The organism is Anaerobacillus sp. CMMVII (genome assembly GCF_025377685.1).
Lineage (GTDB): Bacteria > Bacillota > Bacilli > Bacillales > Anaerobacillaceae > Anaerobacillus.
Genome location: NZ_JACEHK010000001.1, coordinates 528,576 through 552,933, shown reverse-complemented (window position 1 = coordinate 552,933; position 24,358 = coordinate 528,576). Strand labels below are relative to the sequence as shown.

The 24,358-nt window shown below is 39.2% G+C and carries 25 protein-coding genes and 3 pseudogenes; 8 read left to right on the top strand and 20 right to left on the bottom strand.

What is annotated here, in order from left to right:
• Positions 1-685 precede the first annotated feature (685 nt).
• Positions 686-1,834 carry an FAD-dependent oxidoreductase gene (locus tag H1D32_RS03030; protein WP_261176684.1) on the bottom strand — a complete coding sequence of 383 codons (1,149 nt, stop codon included), beginning with the start codon at positions 1,832-1,834 and terminating at the stop codon, positions 686-688.
• 150 nt (positions 1,835-1,984) lie between these two features.
• On the opposite strand from H1D32_RS03030, the gene H1D32_RS03025 reads away from it, so the two are divergent.
• Positions 1,985-3,175, top strand: a complete 1,191-nt coding sequence (locus H1D32_RS03025; RefSeq protein WP_261176683.1) for a GTP-binding protein — start codon at positions 1,985-1,987, stop codon at positions 3,173-3,175.
• A 67-nt stretch (positions 3,176-3,242) separates the two neighbouring features.
• On the opposite strand, the gene H1D32_RS03020 is transcribed toward H1D32_RS03025, so the two are convergent.
• The 3 genes and pseudogenes from H1D32_RS03020 to H1D32_RS03010 all read right to left on the bottom strand — a co-directional run bounded on the left by H1D32_RS03020 (position 3,243) and on the right by H1D32_RS03010 (position 7,420).
• The gene (locus tag H1D32_RS03020; protein WP_261176681.1) at positions 3,243-4,505 is read right to left on the bottom strand and encodes an SEC-C domain-containing protein; all 1,263 of its coding nucleotides are present in this window, start codon (positions 4,503-4,505) and stop codon (positions 3,243-3,245) included.
• A gap of 157 nt (positions 4,506-4,662) precedes the next feature.
• Complete coding sequence (locus tag H1D32_RS03015; protein WP_261176680.1) at positions 4,663-5,397, bottom strand: YkgJ family cysteine cluster protein; 735 nt, start codon at positions 5,395-5,397, stop codon at positions 4,663-4,665.
• Positions 5,398-5,526: 129 nt separating this feature from the next.
• Positions 5,527-7,420, bottom strand: a pseudogene (locus H1D32_RS03010) (ABC-F family ATP-binding cassette domain-containing protein).
• A gap of 109 nt (positions 7,421-7,529) precedes the next feature.
• On the opposite strand from H1D32_RS03010, the gene H1D32_RS03005 reads away from it, so the two are divergent.
• The 3 genes from H1D32_RS03005 to cbiQ all read left to right on the top strand — a co-directional run bounded on the left by H1D32_RS03005 (position 7,530) and on the right by cbiQ (position 9,332).
• Positions 7,530-7,850, top strand: a complete 321-nt coding sequence (locus H1D32_RS03005) for a DUF4870 domain-containing protein (protein WP_261176679.1) — start codon at positions 7,530-7,532, stop codon at positions 7,848-7,850.
• A gap of 121 nt (positions 7,851-7,971) precedes the next feature.
• A complete protein-coding gene (locus tag H1D32_RS03000; RefSeq protein ID WP_261176678.1) occupies positions 7,972-8,580 on the top strand; it encodes a CbiM family transporter in 609 nt (202 codons plus the stop codon).
• 5 nt (positions 8,581-8,585) lie between these two features.
• Positions 8,586-9,332 (top strand): cobalt ECF transporter T component CbiQ, encoded by a 747-nt coding sequence (gene cbiQ, locus H1D32_RS02995; protein WP_261176677.1) that lies wholly within the window; start codon positions 8,586-8,588, stop codon positions 9,330-9,332.
• Positions 9,333-10,193: 861 nt separating this feature from the next.
• On the opposite strand, the gene H1D32_RS02990 is transcribed toward cbiQ, so the two are convergent.
• Positions 10,194-10,880 carry an LrgB family protein gene (locus tag H1D32_RS02990; protein ID WP_261176675.1) on the bottom strand — a complete coding sequence of 229 codons (687 nt, stop codon included), beginning with the start codon at positions 10,878-10,880 and terminating at the stop codon, positions 10,194-10,196.
• Positions 10,855-11,247, bottom strand: coding sequence for a CidA/LrgA family protein (locus H1D32_RS02985; RefSeq protein ID WP_261176674.1), 393 nt, complete (start codon positions 11,245-11,247; stop codon positions 10,855-10,857). The genes H1D32_RS02990 and H1D32_RS02985 overlap by 26 nt, the downstream gene beginning before the upstream one ends.
• 170 nt (positions 11,248-11,417) lie before the next feature.
• On the opposite strand from H1D32_RS02985, the gene H1D32_RS02980 reads away from it, so the two are divergent.
• Positions 11,418-11,831, top strand: a complete 414-nt coding sequence (locus H1D32_RS02980) for an HIT family protein (protein ID WP_261176673.1) — start codon at positions 11,418-11,420, stop codon at positions 11,829-11,831.
• Between the two features lie 101 nt (positions 11,832-11,932).
• On the opposite strand, the gene H1D32_RS02975 is transcribed toward H1D32_RS02980, so the two are convergent.
• From H1D32_RS02975 to H1D32_RS02965, 3 genes and pseudogenes are all read right to left on the bottom strand, one after another.
• Complete coding sequence (locus tag H1D32_RS02975) at positions 11,933-12,418, bottom strand: aspartate-alanine antiporter-like transporter (RefSeq protein ID WP_261176672.1); 486 nt, start codon at positions 12,416-12,418, stop codon at positions 11,933-11,935.
• Between the two features lie 135 nt (positions 12,419-12,553).
• Positions 12,554-12,649 (bottom strand): annotated as a pseudogene (locus tag H1D32_RS02970) (hypothetical protein); the annotation flags it as partial.
• Positions 12,622-13,518, bottom strand: coding sequence for an aspartate-alanine antiporter-like transporter (locus tag H1D32_RS02965; RefSeq protein WP_261176671.1), 897 nt, complete (start codon positions 13,516-13,518; stop codon positions 12,622-12,624). The gene H1D32_RS02965 and the pseudogene H1D32_RS02970, both read right to left, overlap by 28 nt.
• 212 nt (positions 13,519-13,730) lie before the next feature.
• Between H1D32_RS02965 and H1D32_RS02960 the strand changes: the two genes are divergently transcribed.
• On the top strand, positions 13,731-13,910 hold the full coding sequence (locus tag H1D32_RS02960) for a hypothetical protein (protein WP_261176670.1): 180 nt from the start codon (positions 13,731-13,733) through the stop codon (positions 13,908-13,910).
• An 82-nt stretch (positions 13,911-13,992) separates the two neighbouring features.
• On the opposite strand, the gene H1D32_RS02955 is transcribed toward H1D32_RS02960, so the two are convergent.
• Entirely contained in the window at positions 13,993-14,433 is a 441-nt protein-coding gene (locus tag H1D32_RS02955; protein WP_261176669.1) for a hypothetical protein, read from the bottom strand.
• Between the two features lie 245 nt (positions 14,434-14,678).
• Between H1D32_RS02955 and H1D32_RS02950 the strand changes: the two genes are divergently transcribed.
• Together H1D32_RS02950 and H1D32_RS02945 are read left to right on the top strand one after the other, a co-directional pair.
• A complete protein-coding gene (locus H1D32_RS02950) occupies positions 14,679-15,317 on the top strand; it encodes a futalosine hydrolase (protein ID WP_261176668.1) in 639 nt (212 codons plus the stop codon).
• A gap of 3 nt (positions 15,318-15,320) precedes the next feature.
• Entirely contained in the window at positions 15,321-16,157 is an 837-nt protein-coding gene (locus tag H1D32_RS02945; RefSeq protein ID WP_261176667.1) for a 1,4-dihydroxy-6-naphtoate synthase, read from the top strand.
• Positions 16,158-16,248: 91 nt separating this feature from the next.
• Here H1D32_RS02945 and H1D32_RS24855 read toward each other — a convergent pair whose 3' ends face one another.
• The 10 genes and pseudogenes from H1D32_RS24855 to H1D32_RS02900 all read right to left on the bottom strand — a co-directional run bounded on the left by H1D32_RS24855 (position 16,249) and on the right by H1D32_RS02900 (position 24,300).
• Entirely contained in the window at positions 16,249-16,548 is a 300-nt protein-coding gene (locus tag H1D32_RS24855; protein WP_314733324.1) for an AMP-binding enzyme, read from the bottom strand.
• Positions 16,545-17,731, bottom strand: a pseudogene (locus H1D32_RS02940) (AMP-binding protein). Before H1D32_RS02940 ends, H1D32_RS24855 begins: the two are co-directional and overlap by 4 nt.
• 115 nt (positions 17,732-17,846) lie before the next feature.
• A complete protein-coding gene (fabG, locus tag H1D32_RS02935) occupies positions 17,847-18,587 on the bottom strand; it encodes a 3-oxoacyl-ACP reductase FabG (protein WP_261176666.1) in 741 nt (246 codons plus the stop codon).
• A gap of 20 nt (positions 18,588-18,607) precedes the next feature.
• On the bottom strand, positions 18,608-19,507 hold the full coding sequence (phaZ, locus tag H1D32_RS02930) for an intracellular short-chain-length polyhydroxyalkanoate depolymerase (RefSeq protein WP_261176665.1): 900 nt from the start codon (positions 19,505-19,507) through the stop codon (positions 18,608-18,610).
• Positions 19,508-19,546: 39 nt separating this feature from the next.
• Positions 19,547-20,581: a 3-oxoacyl-ACP synthase gene (locus H1D32_RS02925; RefSeq protein WP_261176664.1), complete on the bottom strand. Its 1,035-nt coding sequence runs from the start codon at positions 20,579-20,581 to the stop codon at positions 19,547-19,549.
• 6 nt (positions 20,582-20,587) lie between these two features.
• Positions 20,588-20,767: a hypothetical protein gene (locus tag H1D32_RS02920; protein WP_261176663.1), complete on the bottom strand. Its 180-nt coding sequence runs from the start codon at positions 20,765-20,767 to the stop codon at positions 20,588-20,590.
• 14 nt (positions 20,768-20,781) lie between these two features.
• Positions 20,782-21,807, bottom strand: coding sequence for a branched-chain amino acid ABC transporter permease (locus H1D32_RS02915; protein WP_261176662.1), 1,026 nt, complete (start codon positions 21,805-21,807; stop codon positions 20,782-20,784).
• Positions 21,804-22,673, bottom strand: a complete 870-nt coding sequence (locus H1D32_RS02910) for a branched-chain amino acid ABC transporter permease (RefSeq protein WP_261176661.1) — start codon at positions 22,671-22,673, stop codon at positions 21,804-21,806. The genes H1D32_RS02915 and H1D32_RS02910 overlap by 4 nt, the downstream gene beginning before the upstream one ends.
• Before the next feature lie 171 nt (positions 22,674-22,844).
• Entirely contained in the window at positions 22,845-23,549 is a 705-nt protein-coding gene (locus H1D32_RS02905; RefSeq protein WP_261176660.1) for an ABC transporter ATP-binding protein, read from the bottom strand.
• Entirely contained in the window at positions 23,536-24,300 is a 765-nt protein-coding gene (locus tag H1D32_RS02900) for an ABC transporter ATP-binding protein (protein ID WP_261176659.1), read from the bottom strand. The genes H1D32_RS02905 and H1D32_RS02900 overlap by 14 nt, the downstream gene beginning before the upstream one ends.
• Between the last annotated feature and the right edge of the window lie 58 nt (positions 24,301-24,358).

The window sequence follows — 24,358 nt, the reverse complement described above, 5'->3', positions numbered from 1 at the left end:
CAATCCAATAATAAATAACAGTGCAACAATAAATGCTGTTAATAATTTAGGGAGACTTCTTTTCTTTGACATTAGCTTTCCTTCTTTCCATTATAATTCTTTCATAGCGGAGGCCAAAAGAGGCCTCCTTTTTTACTATATAAGAATGTATAAAATTTCAATGTAATAACTGTCTAGCTTCACCGGTCAAATAACCTTCGAGAATAAAAGTGAAAGAGCACACTTTTTTTCTCGAAGAACATTTGCTAGTCGGGGCTTATCAGGGCGCTTGCGCTTTTCTTACTAAGATACATTACTTCCAAAAGATACCGCTATGAAAACAGTCACATTTTATGAACTAATTTTTAAAAGGCTGTTTCGTAAAAATAAAATTACAAAATATGGATTTTTAACATACATACTATTAACTTATTGGGTGAAATCTCCATCTAAAAATTCTCCAATATATTTAGGTTAAAAAGCAATAATGTTTTAAGACGGCTGTTTTCGCAAAGTTTGTTGCTTTCGTAAAAATCCCAAAAGCCAGATTTTCACACAAAAATACTAAGATTTCACAACTTATTTAGCAAGTAGCGCTCTTTTCTTACTCAATTTATTGAGTGATATCTTCATCTAAGGAATTTTTTAATTATTTATCATTAAAAAGCGACAATGTTTACGAAAAGAGCTTTTAGAAAAGAGCCTTTTAAAACGACGAGATAATTCGTTCTGCCCCTCTTCTTGCTCCTGAAATATTTCTAGCAACTGGCCCTAATTGTAGTTCTGCTAAAGCTCCCAGCAAATAAAGTCCCTCCTCCCATTCTAACGATGGCTTAGGAATAGGGTACCCGCAGGATGCACATGGTAAGCAATAGGTTTGAATAAGCGTTTGTAACCAATCCATACCAGGCGGCTTTTGTTCAAAACCAGTAGCTAATAAGATCCCACTTGTTGTTAAGTCCCCTCCTGATTTCAACAATAACGTATCCCGTTGAATTTCAATTACTTCATCTATTTTCACTTGTAAGGTTCCTAGTTTTCTGTGTCTTTCAATCTCAGTTTTCAATTCTGAAGGTAAAGAGCCTGGATGGCGGGCAGTTTTAATAACTTTTCTCCGCTCCTCATAACAACCAATTTTGCTAAACTTGTTCATATACTTAGGTCCTAACCAACCCGGATCAGAGTCAAATTGATGAACAGTTAAAGGATGACGGGGTAGCAAGGTCACTTTATTTGGTCGTAGTTTGCTCCATTGGAGCGCTGCATGAGCTGCGCTTATTCCTCCACCTACGATCACAACAGAATCAGTAATTGTTGGTTCCTTATCATCAAATACATGAGCAATATTCGCACCGGACTTTTTCCCTTCTTTTGCCCACTCTGGCCAATTTAGCTGCTCACTTAATCCAATCGCAATCACAACATTTTCCGCATGAAAGTCAGTACCATCTGCTAACGTTACAATCCAATGATGATTAGATTTAGTTAGCGCTACAACACGACCTTGAACCCAACTTTTTTCAATATCAATTTGTTCGAAAATTTCATCACAATGTTGATTAAATAGTTGTAAATCTGGACGATCGTATGGTGCATGAAAGTGCAGATGATCCTTACAACCATTTTGTTTTGCAAATTTCTCAAGTGCAAATGGGCTTGGATCTAAATGATGGATCGATGGTGATCGTAAATACGACATTCCTACTCTTTTTGTGAACAATCGCCAATTCATTAATGGCTTATCTTTTAAGTCAACAATTGTCATCTCAGTTTCATTTATACCTAATCTCTTTCTTAAATAGCTTGCCATTGTACAACCTTGGATTCCGCCCCCGATGATGAGCCATTTTTTCATGCTGATAATCTCCTTTTATAAAACGAAATCATTACTATTTAGACACTATACAAACGAAATAGAAAAAATGCAAGTTTGATGAAAAACTTACTATATGGTAAAATGTAAAACGTAATAATTACGATTTTGATAGAAAGTAGTTGATCCTCTATGACAGATCATCGGATTCCAGTCACAGTTTTAACTGGCTATCTTGGCTCAGGTAAAACAACAATTTTAAATAACGTTTTAAATAACCGCGAAGGTCTAAAGGTTGCAGTTATTGTTAACGATTTGAGCGAAGTAAATATAGATTCTAATCTTATTAAAGAAGGCTCTGCTATTTCCCGTATTGATGAAAAACTCGTCGAAATGTCTAATGGTTGCATTTGTTGTACGCTCCGAGAAGATCTGTTAGTCGAAGTGAAACGACTAGCTGACGAACACAAATACGATTACATTCTCATTGAATCAACTGGCATAGGTGAACCCTTGCCCATCGCACAAACCTTCTCATATGTTGATGAAGAAAGTGGAATTGATCTTACCGACTATTGTCGTTTAGATACGATGGTTACTGTTGTTGACGCCAATCGTTTTTGGCATGACTTCTCATCAGGAGAAACACTAATGGACCGTAAGCAAGCCGCTAATGAGGAAGATGAACGTGAGATTGTTGATCTACTGATTGATCAGATTGAATTTTGCGATGTGTTAATCATTAACAAATGTGATTTGGTAAGTAAGGAGAACTTGGATGTGTTAGAAGGGATCCTACGAAAATTACAGCCGAGAGCAAAATTTATCCGCTCTTCCCATGCTCAAGTTTATGCCAATGATATTTTAAATACTGGTTTATTTAATCTAGAGGAAGCAAGTCAATCTGCTGGTTGGTTACAAGAATTACAGCATGAACATGTTCCTGAAACTGAAGAATACGGGATCTCTTCTTTTGTGTACCGAGCACGCAAACCATTTCACCCTGAGCGCCTCCTCCAATGGATTGAACAGTGGCCAAAGGAGATTGTCCGTGCTAAGGGGTTAATTTGGTTAGCAACTAGAAACAACATCATTGCCTTAATGAGTCAAGCAGGTCCCTCAGTATCCTTCGAACCTGCTGGGTACTGGGTTGCTTCTCTGCCAACGGAAGAACAAGAAGCTACTTTACAAGAAGAGCCAGAATTAAAAGAATTGTGGGATCCTAAGTACGGTGACCGAATTACAGAGTTAGTATTGATCGGGATACGCTTTAATAAGGAAGACATCGTTAGCAAATTAAATGCCTGTTTATTAACCGATGAAGAAATGGATGGTGAGTGGAGTAAGTTTCATGATCCCCTACCAGAGTTTATGGAGTTATAAAAAGGTGCTTACTAGTTTCCATAACAAAATAAGAATAGGCTGTCGCTTACACTGCGACAGCCTATTCTTATTTTTTTAGTTTCTGTTTCTCAGCACGTTTTTTCGCTAGTTCATCAATGATTGGTTTCGATGTTGTTTCCTCAAGAAAAAGGCTATCAAAATCTACTTCAAAGTCGTCGTCGTCAAATTCATCCTCATCGTCTTCATCAAAGTCATCGCCAAAACCAAAAACAAAGTCATCATCGTCTTCATCATCAAACTCATCGTCTTCAAATCCAAACGTCATTTCATCAATCATCTGATCAATATCATCTTCTAATATTTCGTCTAACTTGTTGATGGTGTCAGTAAGTGCACGCCTCTTCACATTATACAGCTTCGTTAATTCATCTTTAGAAATTTCATCCTCACCGAAAAACAATGAAAAGAAGCTAGCATGATAATGAAGCGCAGCAGCATAGTTTGAAATACTACGAATATTTGCCCCGGTTTTTTCACAATAGATTTTCCATAAAGTAACAGCAATCCCTTCAATCGGCTTTAGAACATCCTTAGGATAGTTAAGCTTTGCTCTTACCAGTTCAATGACCTGCTTTTGCTGATCGGTATCCCAGGGAATGTCTTCTAAACTGAATGGCGTCCCAAAAACTAACTCCACCACCTCAGGATAAAATTCATCCAGGAATTTTTGCGGTGTGAATTCACTTGCATGGAGGTTATAAAGTCCTTTTACCTCTTCAATGATAACAGGATTATTGATTGGGTAAAAAGTTGCAAAGAAGAAAGCACGATTCCGATATTCAATGACAGTACCCATTACGTAGCTACCCTCTATTGAAAGAGTTCTGTTTTCGTCACTTAGGCCTCCCACCTGAATGTGCTTAGCCTCATTTGTGAAAATATCGACTACTTCAATCACATCTTGTTCATCCTTGATTACTTTATAGATGGATGGCACCGCACTTTGCCAATTAATTATTGCTTCTTTCAGTGCCGGCCGTTTAATGCGTTTACTACGCTTTTTAATATATGTTTCTAGTATTGTTTGTCCGTTTTCTGCGATCGGTAGAGAAAAGATTACCCACAGCACCAAGAGGAACCCAGCTCGTTCAAATTGTTCCTCATCTTCAATGAACACTTCACCAAAGACATCATTAATACATCCGTTGATCTCTTCCTCATAGTTATTAGTTGAAAAATCATAAATGTCCTGTTGCAACTCGAAGAAATCCCCTTCTACTAATTGGTGAATTTCTGCTGGTTTCGCAGCTGCACAGCAATGCTTGTACTTTTTCCCACTGCCACATAGACACGTTTCATTTCTCTTCATAACGCTTCACTCCATTATTCCTTTTCGGAAATTTTCTTGACGTATTCCTTGATTTCCTTTAGTTCACCTTTGGTTTTTACAAGCTCACGAAAAATAAAAATAGCCAATATAGCAATTACGATATCAATTGTCACGTTACTAGCCTCCCTCTCCTAAGTTACCGTATCAATCCTTTTTTTAATAGTTTAATCAAATAATCGGCTTCATAAACATCACCTGGTAGCTTAATAGAAGCGTGTCCCTCTTCTAAAACAGCCTCTTGGATGGTGTTCACTAACGCATACATATAATATTCATATAAAAATTCATAACTAAACACTTCATCCGGGATTGGCTGATCAGCACAAACTTGAGGATGACAATAATTGAAATGGGTACGACAAGCCACCGGCCGTACTTCATAGGCCAAACACGAATTCGTTGTTTGATCTAGTAATGGGCATGGGATATGCTTAGTTATATATTTTTCTTTGTAATAAGGATCTGCTTGAAAGTCGAGTTCGTCTACCACTTGTAAATCTGCATTTGCGTAATAATTTCCTAAATGCTCTAGTACCTTCGCGTGCTCTTCTTTAGGTAAATGTTCTATATACTCGGCAATCAGTTTAGCTTCCATTCTTGTTAGAATTACTGGAAAATAACAACAGTGGGCACAACCTGATTGGCAACTCGACTCAATCCCTACCTTTGTTTCAATTATCGTAATCTCGTGATCTAATACTGCTAACATTCGCTTAAATGCCGTAGTAACAAACAAATCAAGATCTGCATCACCATATTCATCATACTGATCATCGATTGCTTGCATAAATCTACTATCATCAGGAATATGCTTCTTGTTAATCTCTTGGCATATTCTCTCCATATCTTTTATCGTTAGGTATTGTTTCAATAACTCCACTCCTTACCAATTGGCCTAATTAGACCACTTCCCATATAAGTGTAAAACAATTGCCTGCTAAAATCTAGAAGTGGTTCTTTCCAATAGCAAAGGACCTAACAAAAGTTAGATCCCCAATTATTAGTTGTTCTCAATTTCCTCAATTAATAAAGATAGCTCTTCCCAGCGTTCCATCGCTGCTTCAAGGTCCGCTTCTACCTGCTTTTGCTTAGCAAACAATTCATTAATTTTACCAATATCGCTTCCTGCAGCTACAATTTCGGTCTCAAGCAATTCCTTCTTTTCCTCAAGAGCTGCAATCCTGTCTTCAATTTGGTTCCATTCCTGCTGTTCTTTATAAGATAACTTTTTCTTTTTTTCTTTACGGGGCTGTTGCTCCTGTTTTGCTGCAGGTACGTTAATACTTGCTTCTAACTCACGCTTCTCTTTTTCTTCTTCCATAAAATCAGAATAACTTCCTTGAAAGCGACTAATTTTACCATCCTGAAAAACAAGGAGACGATCGACGACTCGATCTAAAAAATAGCGATCATGTGATACAGTAATAACTACACCTGGAAATTGATCTAAATAGTCTTCTAAAATACTTAATGTTTGAATATCTAAATCGTTGGTAGGTTCATCTAAAAATAAGACGTTAGGCTCTGACATCAATATTTTTAATAAGTATAGACGACGTCGCTCCCCACCTGAAAGTCTACGGATATATGTCCATTGCATCGGCCGTGAGAATAAAAAGCGTTCGAGCATTTGCTCGGCAGTAATCGTTTGTCCTCCCGTCGTATGAACAACTTCAGCTACTTCTTTGATGAATTCGACAACCCTTAAATCGCCATTCATCTCCTCATCACCCTGTGTGTAATAGCCAACTTTTACAGTCTCACCGACTTCAATTACCCCGCTATCAACTTTCATCCGGCCTGCTAAAATATTTAAGAGTGTCGTCTTTCCACTTCCATTTGGTCCGATAATTCCAAGTCGCTCCCCTGGAACGACTAGATAGCTAAAGTCTTGAAACAATTTTAATCCACCCAAGGTTTTTGAGATTCGCTCAACCTCAATCACTTTATCCCCCAAGCGTTGGGAACCGATCGAAAATTCTACATTTTGATGTGTAGTTGGAGCTTTTTGATTTTGAATTTCTTCGACACGCTGAATACGCGCTTTTTGCTTAGTTGTCCTAGCCTTGGCGCCACGACGTAGCCAAGCTAATTCACGACGTAAAATATTTTGACGTTTATCTTCGTTTTGTTCCGCTACTAATTCACGTTCGGCTTTTTTCTCTAAAATATCTCATAATTTCCTTCATAGGTGTAAAGCTGACCACCATCTAATTCAAAAATCTGATTAGTAACACGATTTAAAAAGTAACGATCATGGGTAACAAGCATCAATGCCCCTTTATATTGAGACAAGAAACCTTCCAACCATTCAATCGTTTCATTGTCGAGATGGTTCGTTGGCTCATCTAAAATCAACAGATCTGCCCGCTGAATTAATGCTTTGGCAATCGCAACCCGCTTTTTTTGCCCACCTGATAAGAGACTCACATTTTTCGTGAAATCAGTAATCCCCAACCTCGTTAAGACTGTTTTTGCAACCGTATTTGCTTCCCATGCATCCAACTCGTCCATTTTTTGTTGACGTTGAAAAAGGCGTGTCTGTAGCTTTTCATCGGCTGGATTTTTTTCTAATTCCGCTAATGCCTTTTCATATTCTCGCATTGCAAGCATAATTGCCGAATCTCCGTAATAAATTTGTTCAAGAACAGTTAACGAATTGTCTAACTCTGGCTGTTGAGGCAAATATTCAATATGAAACTGATTTGCATGGATAATTTTGCCGTTATCCTTTGACTCGAGCCCAGCAATGATTTTTAACAATGTTGATTTACCTGTACCATTAACTCCGATTAGACCAATGCGGTCCTTTTCAGAATTGTAAATGATAACTGGTCAAAAAGCGTTTTGTCACCATAGGTTTTATATAAATTTTCAACAGAAAGTATACTCATGAAACTCATTCCTTATTTTTTCGTATAGTATAGTGAAGGTTATTAACATTTGGTAATTCACTCAAGTATTCTCTATTATATCAAATAATATCTAAAGGAGGTGAATACCTTGGTTGAAAAAGATGATCGTACCCTCGCCATGTTGATTTATGTTATTAGTTTTTTTACAACGTTCATTGGTCCACTTGTCATTTGGCTCTTGAAAAAGGATGAGTCAGACTTCATTGACCATCACGGCAGAGAATATTTTAACTTTTTGATCTCATACACAGTTTACTTTATTATTAGCGGCATTCTAATTATTGTAATTATCGGAGCATTCTTACTTGCTATTGTTGGTATTGCAGCGTTTATTTTTACAATTGTTGCAGCCATTAAAGCCTACGACGGAGAATATTACCGTTTCCCATTTATCTTTAGAATCCTTTAGTTGCAAAAGTCCACCTGGCGTGGACTTTTTTTGTTTTTTGTTCTTTTTTGGTGTCAGACACCTTAAAGCATATTCCCTCAATAGGAACCATAAAAATAGTAGGGGAAGGAGTGGGAGAATTATGCATATTGCAGATGGGGTGCTTAATGTTTCTATGGCAGTTGCGACATCAGCTGCAGCTATTGGGTTAGTCGCCTATTCAATTAAAGGAATAAAAGAAGAGGAAGTGCCAAAAATCAGCTTACTCACAGGAGCGTTCTTTGTATCCTCACTTATTAACATCCCAATTGGACCTGCCTCAGTCCACCCACTCTTAGGTGGTTTCCTAGGTTTAGTCCTTGGTCGTAGAGCTCCTTTAGGGATATTCATTGGGCTTGTACTCCAAGCAACCTTATTTCAGCATGGTGGCTTAAGTACATTAGGAGCTAATACTTTACTCATGTCAATTCCTGCTTTAGCAGTCTATGGACTTTCTACTTTCTTTCATAAAATATCGCCTTTTCTAAAAGGATTTTTTGCTGGTTTTTTGGCAATTTGTGGTGGGGTCATTTTACTAATGTTCTTACTACTTTTCTCAGATCAACGTTACGGAGAAGGGACATTTTCAGTGGTTAATTTATTGTTAGTTGCTTATTTACCACTTGCCATTTTAGAAGGTTTTTTAACTGGGTTTTCTGTGAAATATCTTTACACAGCCCGACCTAGTCTATTTGCTAAAAAAGGACGGTGAGTACATTGGCAAAAACACAAGGGGATATTCAGTCAGAATTAGACGGCATTTCAGCTTGGGCAATTTCATGGGAAGCTCGGGCAAAATTAGTGGCAGTTGTCATCTTTATTTTTGGTGTTATCAGTTTACAAACACCATCAATCGCCTTGATTGCGTATGCAATTGCTTTTATCGGATCATTAGCGATGGGAATTTCTATCCTATTACTTGTAAAAAGATATCTAATCATATTGCCATTTTTACTACTCATGACGGTTCCATTAATTCTTGGTGGTGGTTTTCCACTCGACCTTGACCGAGTTTCATTCGCTAGTCTCATCCTCCTAAAGGCCATTACTTGCATGACTGTTATGACCATTTTGTTGCATACCCAAACAATCGATGAATTTATGGATAGCCTCGCTCATTTAAAAGTTCCGCCAATCGTAATAACCATTTTGTTATTATCCTACCGCTATGTTTTTTTATTTTTTGATGATATTCAAAAAATGCAATTAGCAGCAAGATCACGATTTTTTTCCGGTGGAATTTCCATCCGTAATCTCAAGGTTTATGGGCAACTCACTGGTGGATTACTAATTAAATCGTTAAACCGCGCTGAAAATGTCTACAATGCGATGAACGCACGCTGCTTCAATGGTACAATTCGCTTTCGGGAAAAGCGTCAGCTTACACGCTGGGATGTACTAAAGACATTGATCCCCCTTCTAATCATTATCGCAATCATAACAATAGAGCGGATGACAACGTAATAGTTCAGGTTTAAGGTACAAGTAGGCACTTTAATTCGACTTCATCCTATTTAAAGTTTTTCACAATTACTTGGGACAACTCTTATACTTTGGCTTGTTCTCTTATCTTTATCCTCCCTAGTAAGGAATAAGAAAGAGGTTCGATTCAATGGGAATTGAACTTGGATCAGGGTGGAATTGTATAAATCATGTTCGATTCGCCCCGATTCGAACATGAAACAGGGTGGAACAATAAAAAAGAGGTTCGATTCAATGGGAATCGAACTTAGATCAGGTTGGAATTGTATAAATCATGTTCGATTCGCCACGATTCGAACACGAAACAGGGTGGAACAATAAAAAAGAGGTTCGATTCGATGGGAATCGAACTTAGATCAGGTTGGTATTGTATAAATCATGTTCGATTCGCCCCGATTCGAACACGAAACAGGGTGGAACAATAAAAAAGAGGTTCGATTCGATGGGAATCGAACTTGGATCAGGTTGGTATTGTATAAATCATGTTCGATTCGATGGGAATCGAACTTGGATCAGGTTGGTATTGTATAAATCATGTTCGATTCGATGGGAATCGAACTTGGATCAGGTTGGTATTGTATAAATCATGTTCGATTCGCCCCGATTCGAACATGAAACAGAGTGGAATAACCTCGTTCACAATATGTGTTATTTCTAGAGTTACTATGCAGCTTTGCCTCGAGGACCTACTGGACCACAGAGGGCAGCGTTAAGTGACCTCGATACGATAGCGTCTTGAGCTAGACATCATATTCTAAAAACGGTTATTTTTTATCTTTCAATATAAACAAAAATCGAGTCCACCTTATCGGTTCACTCGACTTTTTATTCGGATATCCTTATTTAAACAAAAAACGGGACAATAATCGGTGCCGCGATTGCTGTAAAAATCGCTGATAATCCCATTGCAACACCTGCTACCGCTCCTTGAAGTTCACCTTCTGTTGCCGCCTGAGCTGTTCCTTGGCCGTGAGAAATGGTCCCTAGAGCTAACCCCCTCGAAAGCGGATGAGTAATGTTTGTTATGGTCATTAACCATGGACCAATCATCGTTCCTAGTATTCCTGTGGCAACCACGAATGCTGCCGTTAGCGCGGGATCACCGCCAATGATGTTGGCAATCTCAATGGCTACAGGAACAGTAACCGATTTTACACTGACTGAAGCAAGTATTTCATTTGATAGTGATAGTAGTTTGGCTAGTAAAACAGCGCCGATAATTGTTGACATGGCCCCTAAAATTATACCAACTAATGCAGGACCACTATGTTTTTTTATAATTTCTCGATTTTTAAATAATGGCACAGCTAAGGCAACGGTCGCTGGGCCTAATAAAAATGTCATAATTTCTTTTGCAACTGTGTAATCTTCAAAACTATAACCAAATGTTAATAAAAAAACGATAATAATAGCTGTACTAAAGAATACAGGCGTTGTAAACGGCGACGGATAACGTTTTCCGACGACCTTTGAGAGTAGATAGGCTCCTACTGTTATTGCAATACTAAGCAGAGTCACGAGTATGACCACGTTCAGCACCTTCTTTCTTTTCAGCTAATGACTGTGAAATAGCACCTGTTGCATAAATTCCGATAGCTGCACTACCGACGATCACAATCAATAGTGAAACTCCATTTTGTAAAAATAATGGCCCGAAATTCATTAAGCCAACTGCAATTGGAATAAAGAAAAACGCTAAGTGCTTAATCAATAATGAGGAAGCCGCTTCCACCCACTTCAGTGAGACAACACCCGTCATTAAAAGCCCGAATAAAATCACCATGCCGAGAACGTTTCCTGGCAAAGGTAGATTTAGAGCTTCTACAATAAAATAGCCTAGTTCGTTTAAAAGCCAGAGAAAAAATAACTGAATAACAATGACTAAGATTTTTTTCATTGCTGTAAAACTCCTATCTTTGATGTATCAACTAAACTATTTTAGCATAAAAAATACCCGAGTAGAATGTGATATTTTGCCTGTCCTACTAGTCTAGCAATCTTCTTGATCGTTATTGGAATTTTATGTTAATGTAAGAAAGTGAATGATCTACTACTCAGGAGGTACATATGGCTTACGAAGAAAATTGTCCTTTTTGTAACCCAGAAAAAGACACGGAACAGAATATTGTTTTTGAAAATGAGACGTGCTATTTTCTACAGCACAACCTTCAGCAAGATGTATTGGAAGGATGCGGTGTAATTGTCCCGAAGAAACATCGAGTTCATGCGTTTGAATTAACAAAAGAAGAATGGAACGATACATATGAACTTCTACAGAGCGCTAAGGAGTTTCTTGATGGAAAGTATTCACCGAATGGTTATACACTCGGCTGGAATGTCGGCGAGGTTTCAAATCAATCTATTATGCATAGTCATCTTCATGTAATACCTAGGTATAGCGACGAACCTTTAGCTGGTAGGGGAATTCGTTACTGGTTGAAGCAACCAGTAAATAAACGAGAAACACGTAAACAACAATAAACTATGATACCACCGCTATTTACAAAGATGCATCTGAATAAAAGGCTAAGAGAAAAAACTTCTCTTAGCCTTTTACTGAGGGCAAGCATTGAAGATGACTTTTACAAAATCAGCACCAATACCTGCGCTGATATTGCGACAAAGATTAGTGCAATCGGATACGCGGCCGCATAAGCAATGGCTGGGTCCTCAGTTTCAACTAAGTTATTACATGCGCCAAGTCCTGGTGTACTTGTCATCCCCCCACATATAGCTCCTAAAGAATGAATAATACTTAGGTGAAAGAGTTTTTTTGCAATAATAAAAGCTGTAAACATAGGAACAATTGTAATGATAGCTCCCCCGATAATTAATCCGACACCTTCTCGCAGGACGACCTCAACTAAGCCAGAACCAGCCGTTGTTCCTGCCCCTGCTAAAAATAATACTAAGCCCACATCACGGATGACTCGATTTGACGGTTGATAAAACCTCGCTTGGATAGGACCAAGTTTCCCAAAGTGACCAATAATGATGGCAATTAACAATGGTCCTCCTGCAACGCCTAGTGTCATGCTCCCTAAACCGGGAACATGGATTGGCATCATTCCAACTAAAATCCCTAATAACAAAATTAGGCTTAATGAAAAAATATGAATATTTGCCTCTTTATGCTGTCTCGTACCAAATAACTCTTCAACTGCTTTAATTCGTTCCGGACTACATACAACAGTCAGTACATCTCCACGTTCAAAGCGCCACGTCGCAGTAGGAGGAAATTCAAAGCCAGCACGCTCAAGCCTAGTAACAGTTACGCTGTATCTTTCCCTAAGGTGGATCTCGCGAAGACTTTCCCGATTAATTCTTCGGCATCCACAACAACGCGATGCATTCGAATATTGGCGCGAATATTAACATCGGTCGTAACCTCACGACCGACAGCATCTCTAAATTTATTTAATTCCTCAGGGTAGCCGACGACAATTACTTCGTCGCCTTTTAACAGCACCGTATCATTGCGCCCTAAAAAATTCCGGTCGCCGCGAATCACCCGACTAATAATTGCAGAACTTTTTATATTTCGTTGTAGCTCCTTTAATGTTTTTTTATGAGCCTCGTCTTTATCAATCAACACTGTCATTTTTTTTAAGGAACTTTTATGCTTAATTGGACTAACTGTTTTTTGCAAGTCCTTTTGTAAATCAACTTTTAATACCCTTGGAAAAAGCTGAACAAATAAAACGACCGCAATGACCCCAAAAGGATAGGCAATCCCATATCCTACCGAGACAATCGGATCCTTTGTCGCCTCAAGTCCTGCCGCTAATCCAGGCGTACTCGTTAATGCACCAGTCATCAACCCAATACTTAATGGTGCAGATAAATTGAAAACTTTTGAGACAATCACGGTCGTAATTGACGCAATTACAATGATTAGAAAACCTAAGATTGCAAAAACTAAACCACTACTTTTCAACATTCGAAAAAATCGTGGACCTGCCTGAAGCCCTACCGCAACAATAAACAAACTTAACCCTAAGTTCTGTACAATTGCTGGGATTTGATAACCAAAGTGCCCTAAGACCATGGCAAAAAGTAAAACACCAGATGCCCCAAGGTTAATTCCCTTAATCTCTAACTGACCAATAAAAGACCCCACAAACAAAATGACAAATATTAGTATCAATGGATCATCTAAAAACGTCATAGTACCCTCCAGATTTGAATGAAAATTAATTTCCGGTGTCTTATTATAGCAAATACCATCGCAACTATTTTTCACAACTTCGTTAACTCTTTAATTGCAAAGGCTTACATTATTAAAATACAAAAAAATGCCACAACTTAGCTATTTGTAGCATATCCTAATTCACCAAAAACTTTTGTAAGGGATTGGTATACATAAAGAAAGAGTTGGCAATGATGTTTAGTAGATTACTAGAAAGGTGTGGTTATGAAATGGACTATACAGATCGCTTAAATAAGGCACTTATGAAGGAAAAAATTCACGAAAAATATATCCAAGGAAAAATAACCACAAAAGAAATGGAAGAACAAATCAGAGCAATAGGCTCGAGACTCAAAAAGAAAAAAAGATGATGACGAAGGTTATTTCGATATAGAGGGCTCCCCCTCCCTCAAAAAAATGAGGCTCACCCATACATTTGGGTAGCCTCATTTTTTATTGTTCATAGAAATCAACGGCATTGATATTATAGATACGAAGAAGCTCAAATTCTGCTTCAACCATTTTGTTTAATTGCTCATTGGCAGCGTCAGTAAAACAATCGCCACATTCTTGGTAAAGAGTTCGAAATTGCTGGGCGTGGTATACTAAACCCTTAATATGATAGAGTATTTCTTTTTCATTTTCTGTTAGAGGATCATTGACTGTCGCCTCAGCACTATAGCTATCAACGAACGTGTTAAATGCTTCATATGTATCTTCATTTAATGGTTCATATGGTGACGAATCAACTAATACCTCAACCATAATCTCATAACTCGTATCCCAAATATCCGCACGAACATCCGTCGGTATTTCTGACGGACTCTTAAAGAAGATCATAAAATAAAATAAGATAAAAATACCACCGATGATATAAATGCTTTTCTTGTCCATCTTCAACCTCCTTAACAACTAATATAACCTTATCATAGATCAGCCAAGTCTTCTACTTTGATGGGTATTTCAATACTGTTTTTCGACATTAAAAACTTGTTAAAACTGTCAATCAAGTTATATTATTGTATAATTTACACATAAAGCTCAATTTCATTATTCCAACCAATTAGCACATCGAGCTAAAGGAAAAAAGGGAGATGAAATTCATTCTTATCAATCGTTTTTAAAGGGAGATTAACAATATGCGTATATTAGTCATGACTGCCGTTGCTGCCGAGCAGGAAGCAGTCCTTCGTGGTATCGACAACGCCCCTCGCTTTGATGTTGTTGTTGCAGGAGTTGGGCCTGTTGCTGCAGCAATAAGTACAGCTAAGGTTTTAGCCACTAATAAATATGACCTCGTTATTAATGCCGGAATTGGTGGCGGATTCTCCGAACAAGCCGAAATTGGTTCAGTGGTCGTCGCTACTGAAATTATTGCAGCGGACCTTGGTGCTGAAACTGGTGAAGGTTTTGCGAGTATTGAACAACTAGGTTTTGGTACATCCCGTGTTGCCGTTGATCAACGGTTTGCTAACAAGGTTGCCACAGCTCTAAAAACAGCAGGACTTCCGACACATAGTGGACCAATTCTCACCTTAGCAACGGTCACAGGTACTAAGGAAACTGCGGATCAATTAGCTACACGTGTTCCGGGAGCAACGGTTGAAGCAATGGAAGGATTCGGTGTGGCTCTTGCAGCAAGTGATGCAAATGTACCAATACTCGAAATTCGGACGATTTCCAACCCCGTCGGTCCACGTGATAAAGGAGCTTGGAAAATCAAAGAAGCGTTACATATGTTAGAAAAAGCAAGTTCAATTATAGCGGAGGTGCTTTAGTTTATGAAAATCGTTTTTTCACCATGTCCAAATGATACCTTTATTTTTCATGCGTTAGTGCACGGTCTCGTCCCAGGAGCTCCTAAGCTTGATGTAACCTACGCAGACATTGATATTACCAATACATTAGCGGTCCAGCCTGACGGACCGGAAATTATGAAAATTTCCTACGCCGCTCTTCCATGGGCACATCCTGATTACGCCTTATTACCATGCGGTGGTGCCTTAGGAAGAGGTTGTGGTCCGTTAGTTTTAACTAATGATCAAGCCATGACACCAGCAGCATTAGCCGGAAAACGAGTCGCTGTTCCAAGCGAACGTTCAACTGCGTATTTATTATTCAGGTTATGGACGGCACAACAAGTACCAGGTGGTGTAGGTGAAATCGTAGTCATGCCATTTCATGAAATCATGCCAGCTGTTCGTGACGGGTTAGTCGATGCTGGTTTAGTTATCCATGAAGCGCGTTTCACATACCAAACCTATGGTTTGTCACTTTTAACAGACCTAGGAAACTGGTGGGAGGAGGATACAAATCTTCCAATTCCGCTCGGAGCCATTATTGCAAAACGCTCGTTAAACTTAACAGAGATCTCTAATTGGATCCGACAATCAGTAGAATACGCTTGGGCTAATCCAGAAGCCTCTCGTGACTATGTCATGTGTCACGCTCAGGAGCTTTCTCCAGAAGTAACCCAAGCTCATATTGATTTATATGTAAATGAGTTTTCGGCAAATTTAGGGGAAGATGGATACGCGGCCGTTTTCGCTTTGCTTGGACGAGCGGCGAAAGAAGGGCTTATTCCCGAAATCGATTTAGAAAGCTTACGTTGGAGATAGTTTGAGTTTTTTGGTTATGAGTTTTGAGTTGAGGTATTGAATGTAATTTCGAGGAAGTTTTTTATGACCAGAAAGGCTTGAGAAAATCATCTCAAGCCTTCATCTCTACTAATTGCTTCTTATCAATTTTGCCAACAGCGGTTTTCGGTAATTGGGTAACAAAACGAATGATCTTTGGCACTTTATAGCCGCCAAGGTAGGCTTTACAGTGGATCTCAATATCTGTTTCTGTTATAACTGCTTTATCTTTTGGGACGATAAAAGCTGTCACAACCTCACCCCATTTTTCATCACCGATGCCAACAACGGCGACTTCAGCTACCTCATCATGTTCGGCAATGACATGCTCTACTTCTAAAGGAAAAACATTTTCACCACCCGTGATGATCATGTCTTTTTTTCGACCAACAATATAAAATAGCCTTCTTCATCAAATTTCCCTAGGTCACCAGTATAAAGCCAACCATCCTTTTTCGTTTCGGCAGTTACAGAAGGATTGTTCCAATAATGAGCAAAAAGATGATGGCCGCTGATGATAATTTCACCAACCTCACTACTACGAACCTCTCTGCCACAATCGTCTACGATTTTGACGTCATTATAAAGCATTGGTTTACCGACCGATCCTCTCTTCTGCAAGACCTCACTTGGATTAATATAAAAGTTATTTGGCCCTGCTTCCGTTAACCCATAACCTTCTTTAAACGCTAAACCTTTTTTGGCAAAAGCTTCATAAATCCGATAAGAACACGGTGCTCCACCAGATAAAAATGTATGCATCGTTGGAAATGACGTTTTTTGAAATAGTTTTGTTTCTGTTAAGACATGGTACATCGTTGGTACTAAAGGAGAATCGTACACTTTTCCTCATTAATCACTTTGATAATCCGCTTTGCTTCAAATCTATCACCAATCACCACTTTTCCCCCAATATGTAATAACGGGAGTGATAAGGCGTTTAGTCCCCCGGTATGAAACATTGGTAAATAGGTGACCGTCGTATCTTCAGATGTTAAATTCCAGCTTATAATCGTATTAATTGCATTAAAGAAAATCGACTGGTGAGTAAGAACTGCTCCTTTGGGCTTCCCTGTTGTTCCACCCGTATAAATAATCGCTAGTGGATCACACTCATTCACTTGAGCGTAATTGCTTCGGGTAATAGGATGTTTGACGATCAACTCATACTGTTGACTTATATTAAACAATGATCCCTTGTATTCTTTTGGAAGTAATGACTGTAGTTTTTCCGCAAATGCGATTAATTTGGGCTGACAATCATTTAGGATATATTCGACTTCGTTGTTTGAAAGTCTCCAGTTTAACGGAACGAAAATCGCTCCTAGTTTCGTACAAGCAAACAATAAATCAAAATAGCAAACGTGATTTGGAGAGAGTAGCGCTACTCGATCTCCTTTGGTAATTCCATTCTCAACTAAATATGAAGCAAAACGTTCTGCACGTTCATTTAAACTTTGGTACGTCCACCGCTCTCTCGTTTCCCCATCAACAACTGCAACTCGGTCCGGAGTAATCCGAGCTCGTTTTTGCAACCAATCAATATCCCAGCTCATCTTACCTCCCCCTTTACTTTTGTTATCATTTGCGCAATCTAACAAGTTCGCGCACAATGTTTTTCTTATACCAATATATAAAAAAAGAGTTGCATTCAAGTTACAGATTAGGAGATCACATCATGATCCCACCATCAACGTGGAGAACGGTACCATTAACGTAGTTCGATTCATCAGATGCTAGATAAAGATAAGCATTTGCAATATCAGTTGGACTTCCTAGTCTTTTCAAAGGAATGATTGCTTTCATTTTCTCAATGACCTTCTCTGGCACCTTCGCAACCATAGCGGTTTCAATAAATCCTGGAGCGACGGCATTGACGTTAATTCCCTTGCCTCCATACTCCTTTGCCCAGGTTTTCGTCATGCCGACCACGCCCGCTTTCGTAGCTGCATAATTGGCTTGCCCAACATTCCCATAAATACCAGAAACACTCGAGGTATTAATAATCTTCCCTTTTCCCTGTTCAAGCATTTTTCCGATCACTGCCTGTGTACAGTAAAAGACACCAGATAAATTCACATCAATTACTTTTTGCCAAGCATCAGGGGTCATTTTGTGGGTCATCGCATCAGCCGTAATTCCAGCGTTATTTACCAAAATCGACACTACCCCAAATGTTTCGATCGTTGTTTCCACTAATTGTTTCACACTCTCTTGATCTGCAACATTCACCTTCTGAAAAAACGCAGTTCCTCCAAGATCGTTTACCTCTTGCAATACTTGCGAACCTGCTTCTTCATTAAAATCAGCAATGACTACCTTTGCACCTTCTCTTACAAAAGTTAATACTGTCTCTCTTCCAATACCATTTCCTCCACCTGTCACAATCGCAACTTTATCTCTTAAACGCATAAAATTTCTCCTCTCAATCTCTATATCAATCTATAACCTTCAAGAAAGCATTCAACCTCATGCTTTAATAGCTTTAAATTATCTACCAACGGGGAATGTCCACAACCTTGTAAATAAACAACTTTGGCTACCTTTCCTAAATCTTCGCTTATCTCCTTTGTCATTTGTTCGGTGACTACTAAATCATTTTCACCCCATAAAACAAGTGTAGGTACCCCAATCTCCTTCACTCTTCCAGTTCCTGCTGATAAGCCATTATGAACATCACTAATATTAAATGTATTTAAAGCATGATAGACATCAGTGAGATTACGCTGCGTCAACATATCTTCCGTATATTGGTCGTATAAGTCTTCAGGCGGTTGCTTAGTCGTATAGATGACCGCATTCCAAAGAGCTCTAAGGAACTCTTTATTTCTAGTTTCATAGGCTTTAAGAACTGGAAGTGACTTTGTTGTGTCTTGTTCGATCTCTTCCTTCGACTTACATCGAACGACTTCACCAGCTGGATTTACTTGTACGAAAGGATATCCTCTAGTCGAAGCTGATGCGAGGAGAATTAGACGATTCACTTGTTCATGGTGATCAATCGTAAACTGCATCGAAACTGCTCCACCCGTCGACCAACCCATGAGGGAAAATCTCTCTAAACCTATGACATCGACAAGTTGCTTTAAATCATCGCTAAAATCTTTGATCGAATTGATCGCTTGATGATAACTCGACCCGCCAAACCCTCGTAAATCTATTGCATAAATTTTATATTTTTCATCTAATGTATCTATTAATAAGTCCCAATGCTTTGAAGAAGTCATATTGCCATGAACCAAAAGCAATACTTCCTCACCACCGGTACGTTCGCGATAGGCAATTGTTTCTCCATTCTCGATTGTTACGGACTTTAAGGTCACTTCCGCCATATAACTTTCCTCCTATCGTTTTTTCAATTCTGATAGCATCTAGTAAGCTATTTTCTTACCCCAGCGAATCGTTGTTGCTCCCCATGCGTAGCCAATTCCAGCACTAACGAGCACGACAACATCACCTGTAGCTATTTTGCCTTGTTCAAGGGCTAGTTCTACCGATAAAATTTGATCTATTTGGCCGATATGACCGTAATCTTCTAAATAGACTGACTGTTCCTCCTGTAATTGTAATTCTCGTAAAACATACTCGTGTGCCGAACGTTTCATATGCAGAATAGCTAAATAATCAATGTCTACTTCTGAAAGACCACTTTTCTTTAAGGATTGTCTAATCACCTGCAAGAAGTTTCGCATTGATTTTTCCTCAAGTCGTGCTTTCATTCCAGCTGGATCAAGCACCTCCAAATAATTAAGGCGTTTTTCAATGGCATCTGCAGTGATCGGATGTTTCGTTCCTCCAGCGACAACAACGACATCTTCTGAGAAAGACCCATCTGTCATTAGTGACGTTTCTAATAGTTCGTTTTTCTGATATCCTCTCTGAAGGATGATTGCCCCTCCTCCAGCAGAAAGGTTATACATGAACCTTGTTCTCGGATTCTCATAATCAATAAAATCGACATTTCGATACCCACCAGCCAGCAATACAGTCCGAATCTCCGGGTCCGCCTTCATCATATCTTTGGCTACTTTCAACGCCATCACCGTTGTACCGCAACGCATCGCCACATCAAACGCCCAAGCATTAACTGCACCAATTTCTTGTTGGAGTTTAATTCCAGCTGTCCAAAGTGGATATTCTTTGTGTTCTTCTCCAATATAAATAATTAAATCAAGCTCACGAGGATCAAGGTCAGCTTTTTTTAACGCTTCTTTAGCTGCAAGTACTCCCATCTGGCACGTATGATCATTGGGACCGGGAACTATTTTCTCCTTAATCCCCATTTTCAACTCAACTACTTCTAGCGGTATTCCAGATAAAGTTGCAATATCACGACCACTCATGCGCCGATCCGGTAGGTACACTCCTGTACTAACAATTCCAATCGCTTCCGTCTCTTGTTTCACTCAGTTTCACTCCCCAATTACGTCCTTGATATAATCGAAGACCTCCTCCAACGTTGCATAAGTAGCCTCTTCGTCTGATTGAACATGTTTCACCTTTATTCGTAAACTCTGATCACGTGACTGATTATCATCCTCTACGGTCTGTACTCTGATCACGAATGACTTCACTTGAGATTGTGACTCCATAGCTGTCTCTCTCCTTAGCTCACATCTCGATCGAGATTTTTACTGGACGATGCACTTTGTATTTTATTTGCTTTCGCCATTTGTCGTTTCGCCCACCAATATTTCGTTGATCCAACAATACCTTTTGGGAAGAACATGACAACCAGGATAAAAACGGTTCCAAGAAGGATGACCCAGCGCCCGAAGATCCAGTGAACACTCGCTAAGTCCATTAAGGCATGTCTGGCATACTCGACAAGCGCCGCACCAACAATTGCCCCAAACAAAGTTCCGACCCCACCGATGATCGTGATTAACAGTGCATCTAATGTTAACTCAGTTGCGAAAACCGCTGTATTAACAAAACGTAAACTCATTGCATACAGAATTCCTGCTAAACCTGCAACAACTCCGGCGATAACGTTAGCAGTAATTTTATAATGCATGACGCGGTAGCCTAGTGACTCGACCCGAGGCTCATTTTCTCGAATTGCCTGCAAAACTCGCCCCATCGGTGACTGCGTAAACCGTTCTAAGAACAAGTACACAAGGATCATAAAGATCAAGGCAATGAAATAAAACGAGACTCGATCACGGAAAATCTCAGGAATGGCAAACGTAAACCCATCATTCCCCATTGTTACCGAGCGCCACTTTTCAGCAATTACCAAAAATAAAGCAGCAACAGCCAACGTCAACATCGCAAAGAAATGAGCTTTTAATCGGAGGGTTAGTAGTCCAACTAGGAAACTAACAATCGCGGTAAAGATAATCGTAATAACTGTCGCTAATAAAACGACCGGCACGGTAGGACCAAAAGCCTTTAAGCAAATCGCTACTGTATACGCACCAATCCCAAAGAACATCGCATGACCAAAGGATACAATTCCTGTATAACCCAATAACAAGTCATAGCTCATCGCAAAGACCGCAAAAATAAAGATCTTCGTTAACATGATCATTGCTGTCCGAGAGTCATTCACAAAAGGTAGCATCAGCATGCCAATCGCGACGACCGATAAGCTAAACTTAAATTTCGAGATCTGTTTCAGTCGACTCATTTTAGTGCCTCCTTCATACCCATAATCCCTGAAGGCCTAAATACTAAGATTCCGATCATCAGCAGAAAATTAACCGCTAAAGCAATTTCAGGTAAAAAATAAGCTGCATAAGAACCTAGTAAACCGACTAATAGTGCTGCAATCATTGAGCCCAACACGCTACCCATACCGCCTATGACAACAACAATAAATGCTAAAATACCATACTCTAATCCTATCTCCGCATAAATGACCCCTGAGTATGGACCAAACAGCATTCCTCCTAAACCAGCCATTGATGCTCCTAGGATAAAAACGAATAAGAAGACTCTACGAATATTTATCCCTAACGCCTGCACCATTTCTTTATCCATAACACCCGCTCTCACGACGAGCCCCAGTTTCGTTCGATTTAATAAAAATAACAATCCACCAAAAACAACTAATCCCACAAAGATAATAAAAATTCGGTACTTTATGAGAAATACATCGCCAACTTCCCAGCTACCACGAAGCCATTCAGGAGCTCTAGCCTGAATAATATTAGGTCCCCAGACAACTTTTACGAGCTCACTTAGCACAAGCATCGCACCCAAGGTAATCAATATTTGTTGAATGTGATTTCCATACACAGGTTTGACGATAAACCGCTCTAATAAATATCCTAAAATTCCGCACGCGATAATGGCCATCAAAATTCCAAGTAAAAAGCTTCCAGTGGTTGTATAACCCCAAATTCCTACATATGCCCCCCATAAAAACAGGGCTCCATGGGCGAAGTTTAAAACGTCCATCAACCCAAAAATAAGTGTTAACCCTGCAGCAAGTAGAAAGATTAGCATCCCAGTAGCCAAACCATTGATCGTAATGTTTATCAGCATTTCCAATTGCTTCACCTACTTTCTGTAGTACATGGCTTCTGCCAAAAGTTTTGTCTCCTTAGTGAATTTCATCATTACATTATTTTCGCTATTAAGTCTTAGTTTCGTAAAAACCAATTGCAACTGTATCTAGATTGATATAGCTCGGTTAAGGTATTTAGGAAATTCACTCTCCTATTAAGCAATTCCTAAATATTTTCTTTTTAATTGTTCGTCATGCTTTAGTTCTTCCATCGCTCCGTCATAAACAGAATGACCGTCATCGATAATGTAAAAGCGATCCCCAATAGCACTTGCCATCATGAAATTTTGTTCAACAAGTACGACCGTCGTTTTCTCCTTCATTTGATTGATCGAATCCATTACCTTCTCGACAATAATAGGTGCTAATCCCTTACTAGGTTCATCAATGAGTAGCATCGCATTGTCATTGATATAAGCTCTTGCGATCGATAACATTTGCTTTTGCCCCCCACTTAAGTGACCACCATTCTTTTTCCAAAATTGCTTTAAATCCGGAAACAAGTCGAGAATCCAGTCCATGCGTTCTAGAGTCGCCTCATCCTTTTTCTTCATCGCAACCTTCATATTTTCTTCGACAGTTAATGATCCAAATATCCCCTGATCCTCAGGAACATAGCCAATTCCCGCATTGGCAATTTTGTGCGTCGGCCACGTATGAATCGCTTCGCCTTTAAAAGTGATACTCCCTGACTTCACTTGATTTAACCCCATGATTGATCGAAGTGTCGTCGTTTTCCCCGCTCCATTTCGACCTAACAATACCGTTACTTCCCCTTGCTTTACTTCAAATGAAACGCCTTGTAAAATGTGATACTGCTGAATATAGGTATGAATGTTTTCCACTTTAAGAAGCGTCATTGTGCAAACCTCCTAAATAGGCTCTTTGAACCTGTTCGTTCTGCATAATCTCCTCTGGTTCCCCATCAGCAAGTAGCTTACCGTGGAATAAAACCATAATGCTGTCTGATAAATCGAGGATCATATCCATTTTGTGCTCGATTAGCACAATTGTCCGTTTACGTTCATCACGAATTGCACGAATGACATCGAGGATCATTGGAACCTCTTCTAAAGACATTCCTGCTGTTGGTTCATCTAAAAGTAACACTTCGGTTTCTAAGGCAAGCAGCATCGCAATCTCTAACTTTCTTTTTTCTCCATGAGCTAGATTTACAGCCAACTCATTCTCCTTGTCTTCAAGCATGACTGTTTTCAAAAACTCAGAAGCTTTTTCGTTCACTTCTTTTAAACTTTTAAAATGAGAGATCATATTATAAAAAATTCCCATTTGCGATTGCACTGCGAGTCTCACATTCTCATGACAGGTTAAATGAGGGAACACATTGGTTATCTGAAACGACCTGCCGATTCCTAATCTAGTTCGTTCTGTTGGCGACAATTTTGTTATGTCTTGACCTTTAAAAAAGACTTGCCCTTTTGTCGGTTTTAGCTGGCCACTGATCATATTAAAAAACGTCGTCTTACCCGCTCCATTCGGACCAATAATTGATTTAAGCTGGTTCCGTTCAATTTCTACGTTTACATCACTTACGGCGATATGGCCGCCAAAGGCAATTGTTAAGTCTTTTGTTTCTAGTATTGTTTCCACCAATCTCACCCCTCTGTTCGAGCTTTCTTGTTAAAACTTAAACTCCCTTTTAAAAAAG

Coding starts and splice junctions, on each gene's coding strand:
- H1D32_RS02980 (WP_261176673.1), top strand. CDS start 11,418: ATGGCTTACGAAGAAAATTGTCCTTTTTGTAACCCAGAAAAAGACACG.
- H1D32_RS02975 (WP_261176672.1), bottom strand. CDS start 12,418: ATGATGCCAATCCATGTTCCCGGTTTAGGGAGCATGACACTAGGCGTT.
- fabG (WP_261176666.1), bottom strand. CDS start 18,587: ATGCGTTTAAGAGATAAAGTTGCGATTGTGACAGGTGGAGGAAATGGT.
- H1D32_RS02985 (WP_261176674.1), bottom strand. CDS start 11,247: ATGAAAAAAATCTTAGTCATTGTTATTCAGTTATTTTTTCTCTGGCTT.
- H1D32_RS02920 (WP_261176663.1), bottom strand. CDS start 20,767: ATGGAGTCACAATCTCAAGTGAAGTCATTCGTGATCAGAGTACAGACC.
- H1D32_RS02905 (WP_261176660.1), bottom strand. CDS start 23,549: ATGACGCTTCTTAAAGTGGAAAACATTCATACCTATATTCAGCAGTAT.
- H1D32_RS02945 (WP_261176667.1), top strand. CDS start 15,321: ATGAAAATCGTTTTTTCACCATGTCCAAATGATACCTTTATTTTTCAT.
- H1D32_RS02960 (WP_261176670.1), top strand. CDS start 13,731: ATGATGTTTAGTAGATTACTAGAAAGGTGTGGTTATGAAATGGACTAT.
- H1D32_RS02955 (WP_261176669.1), bottom strand. CDS start 14,433: ATGGACAAGAAAAGCATTTATATCATCGGTGGTATTTTTATCTTATTT.
- H1D32_RS02915 (WP_261176662.1), bottom strand. CDS start 21,807: ATGAGTCGACTGAAACAGATCTCGAAATTTAAGTTTAGCTTATCGGTC.
- H1D32_RS02965 (WP_261176671.1), bottom strand. CDS start 13,518: ATGACGTTTTTAGATGATCCATTGATACTAATATTTGTCATTTTGTTT.
- H1D32_RS03025 (WP_261176683.1), top strand. CDS start 1,985: ATGACAGATCATCGGATTCCAGTCACAGTTTTAACTGGCTATCTTGGC.
- H1D32_RS24855 (WP_314733324.1), bottom strand. CDS start 16,548: ATGATCATCACGGGTGGTGAAAATGTTTTTCCTTTAGAAGTAGAGCAT.
- H1D32_RS02950 (WP_261176668.1), top strand. CDS start 14,679: ATGCGTATATTAGTCATGACTGCCGTTGCTGCCGAGCAGGAAGCAGTC.
- H1D32_RS03020 (WP_261176681.1), bottom strand. CDS start 4,505: ATGAAGAGAAATGAAACGTGTCTATGTGGCAGTGGGAAAAAGTACAAG.
- H1D32_RS03000 (WP_261176678.1), top strand. CDS start 7,972: ATGCATATTGCAGATGGGGTGCTTAATGTTTCTATGGCAGTTGCGACA.
- phaZ (WP_261176665.1), bottom strand. CDS start 19,507: ATGGCGGAAGTGACCTTAAAGTCCGTAACAATCGAGAATGGAGAAACA.
- H1D32_RS03030 (WP_261176684.1), bottom strand. CDS start 1,834: ATGAAAAAATGGCTCATCATCGGGGGCGGAATCCAAGGTTGTACAATG.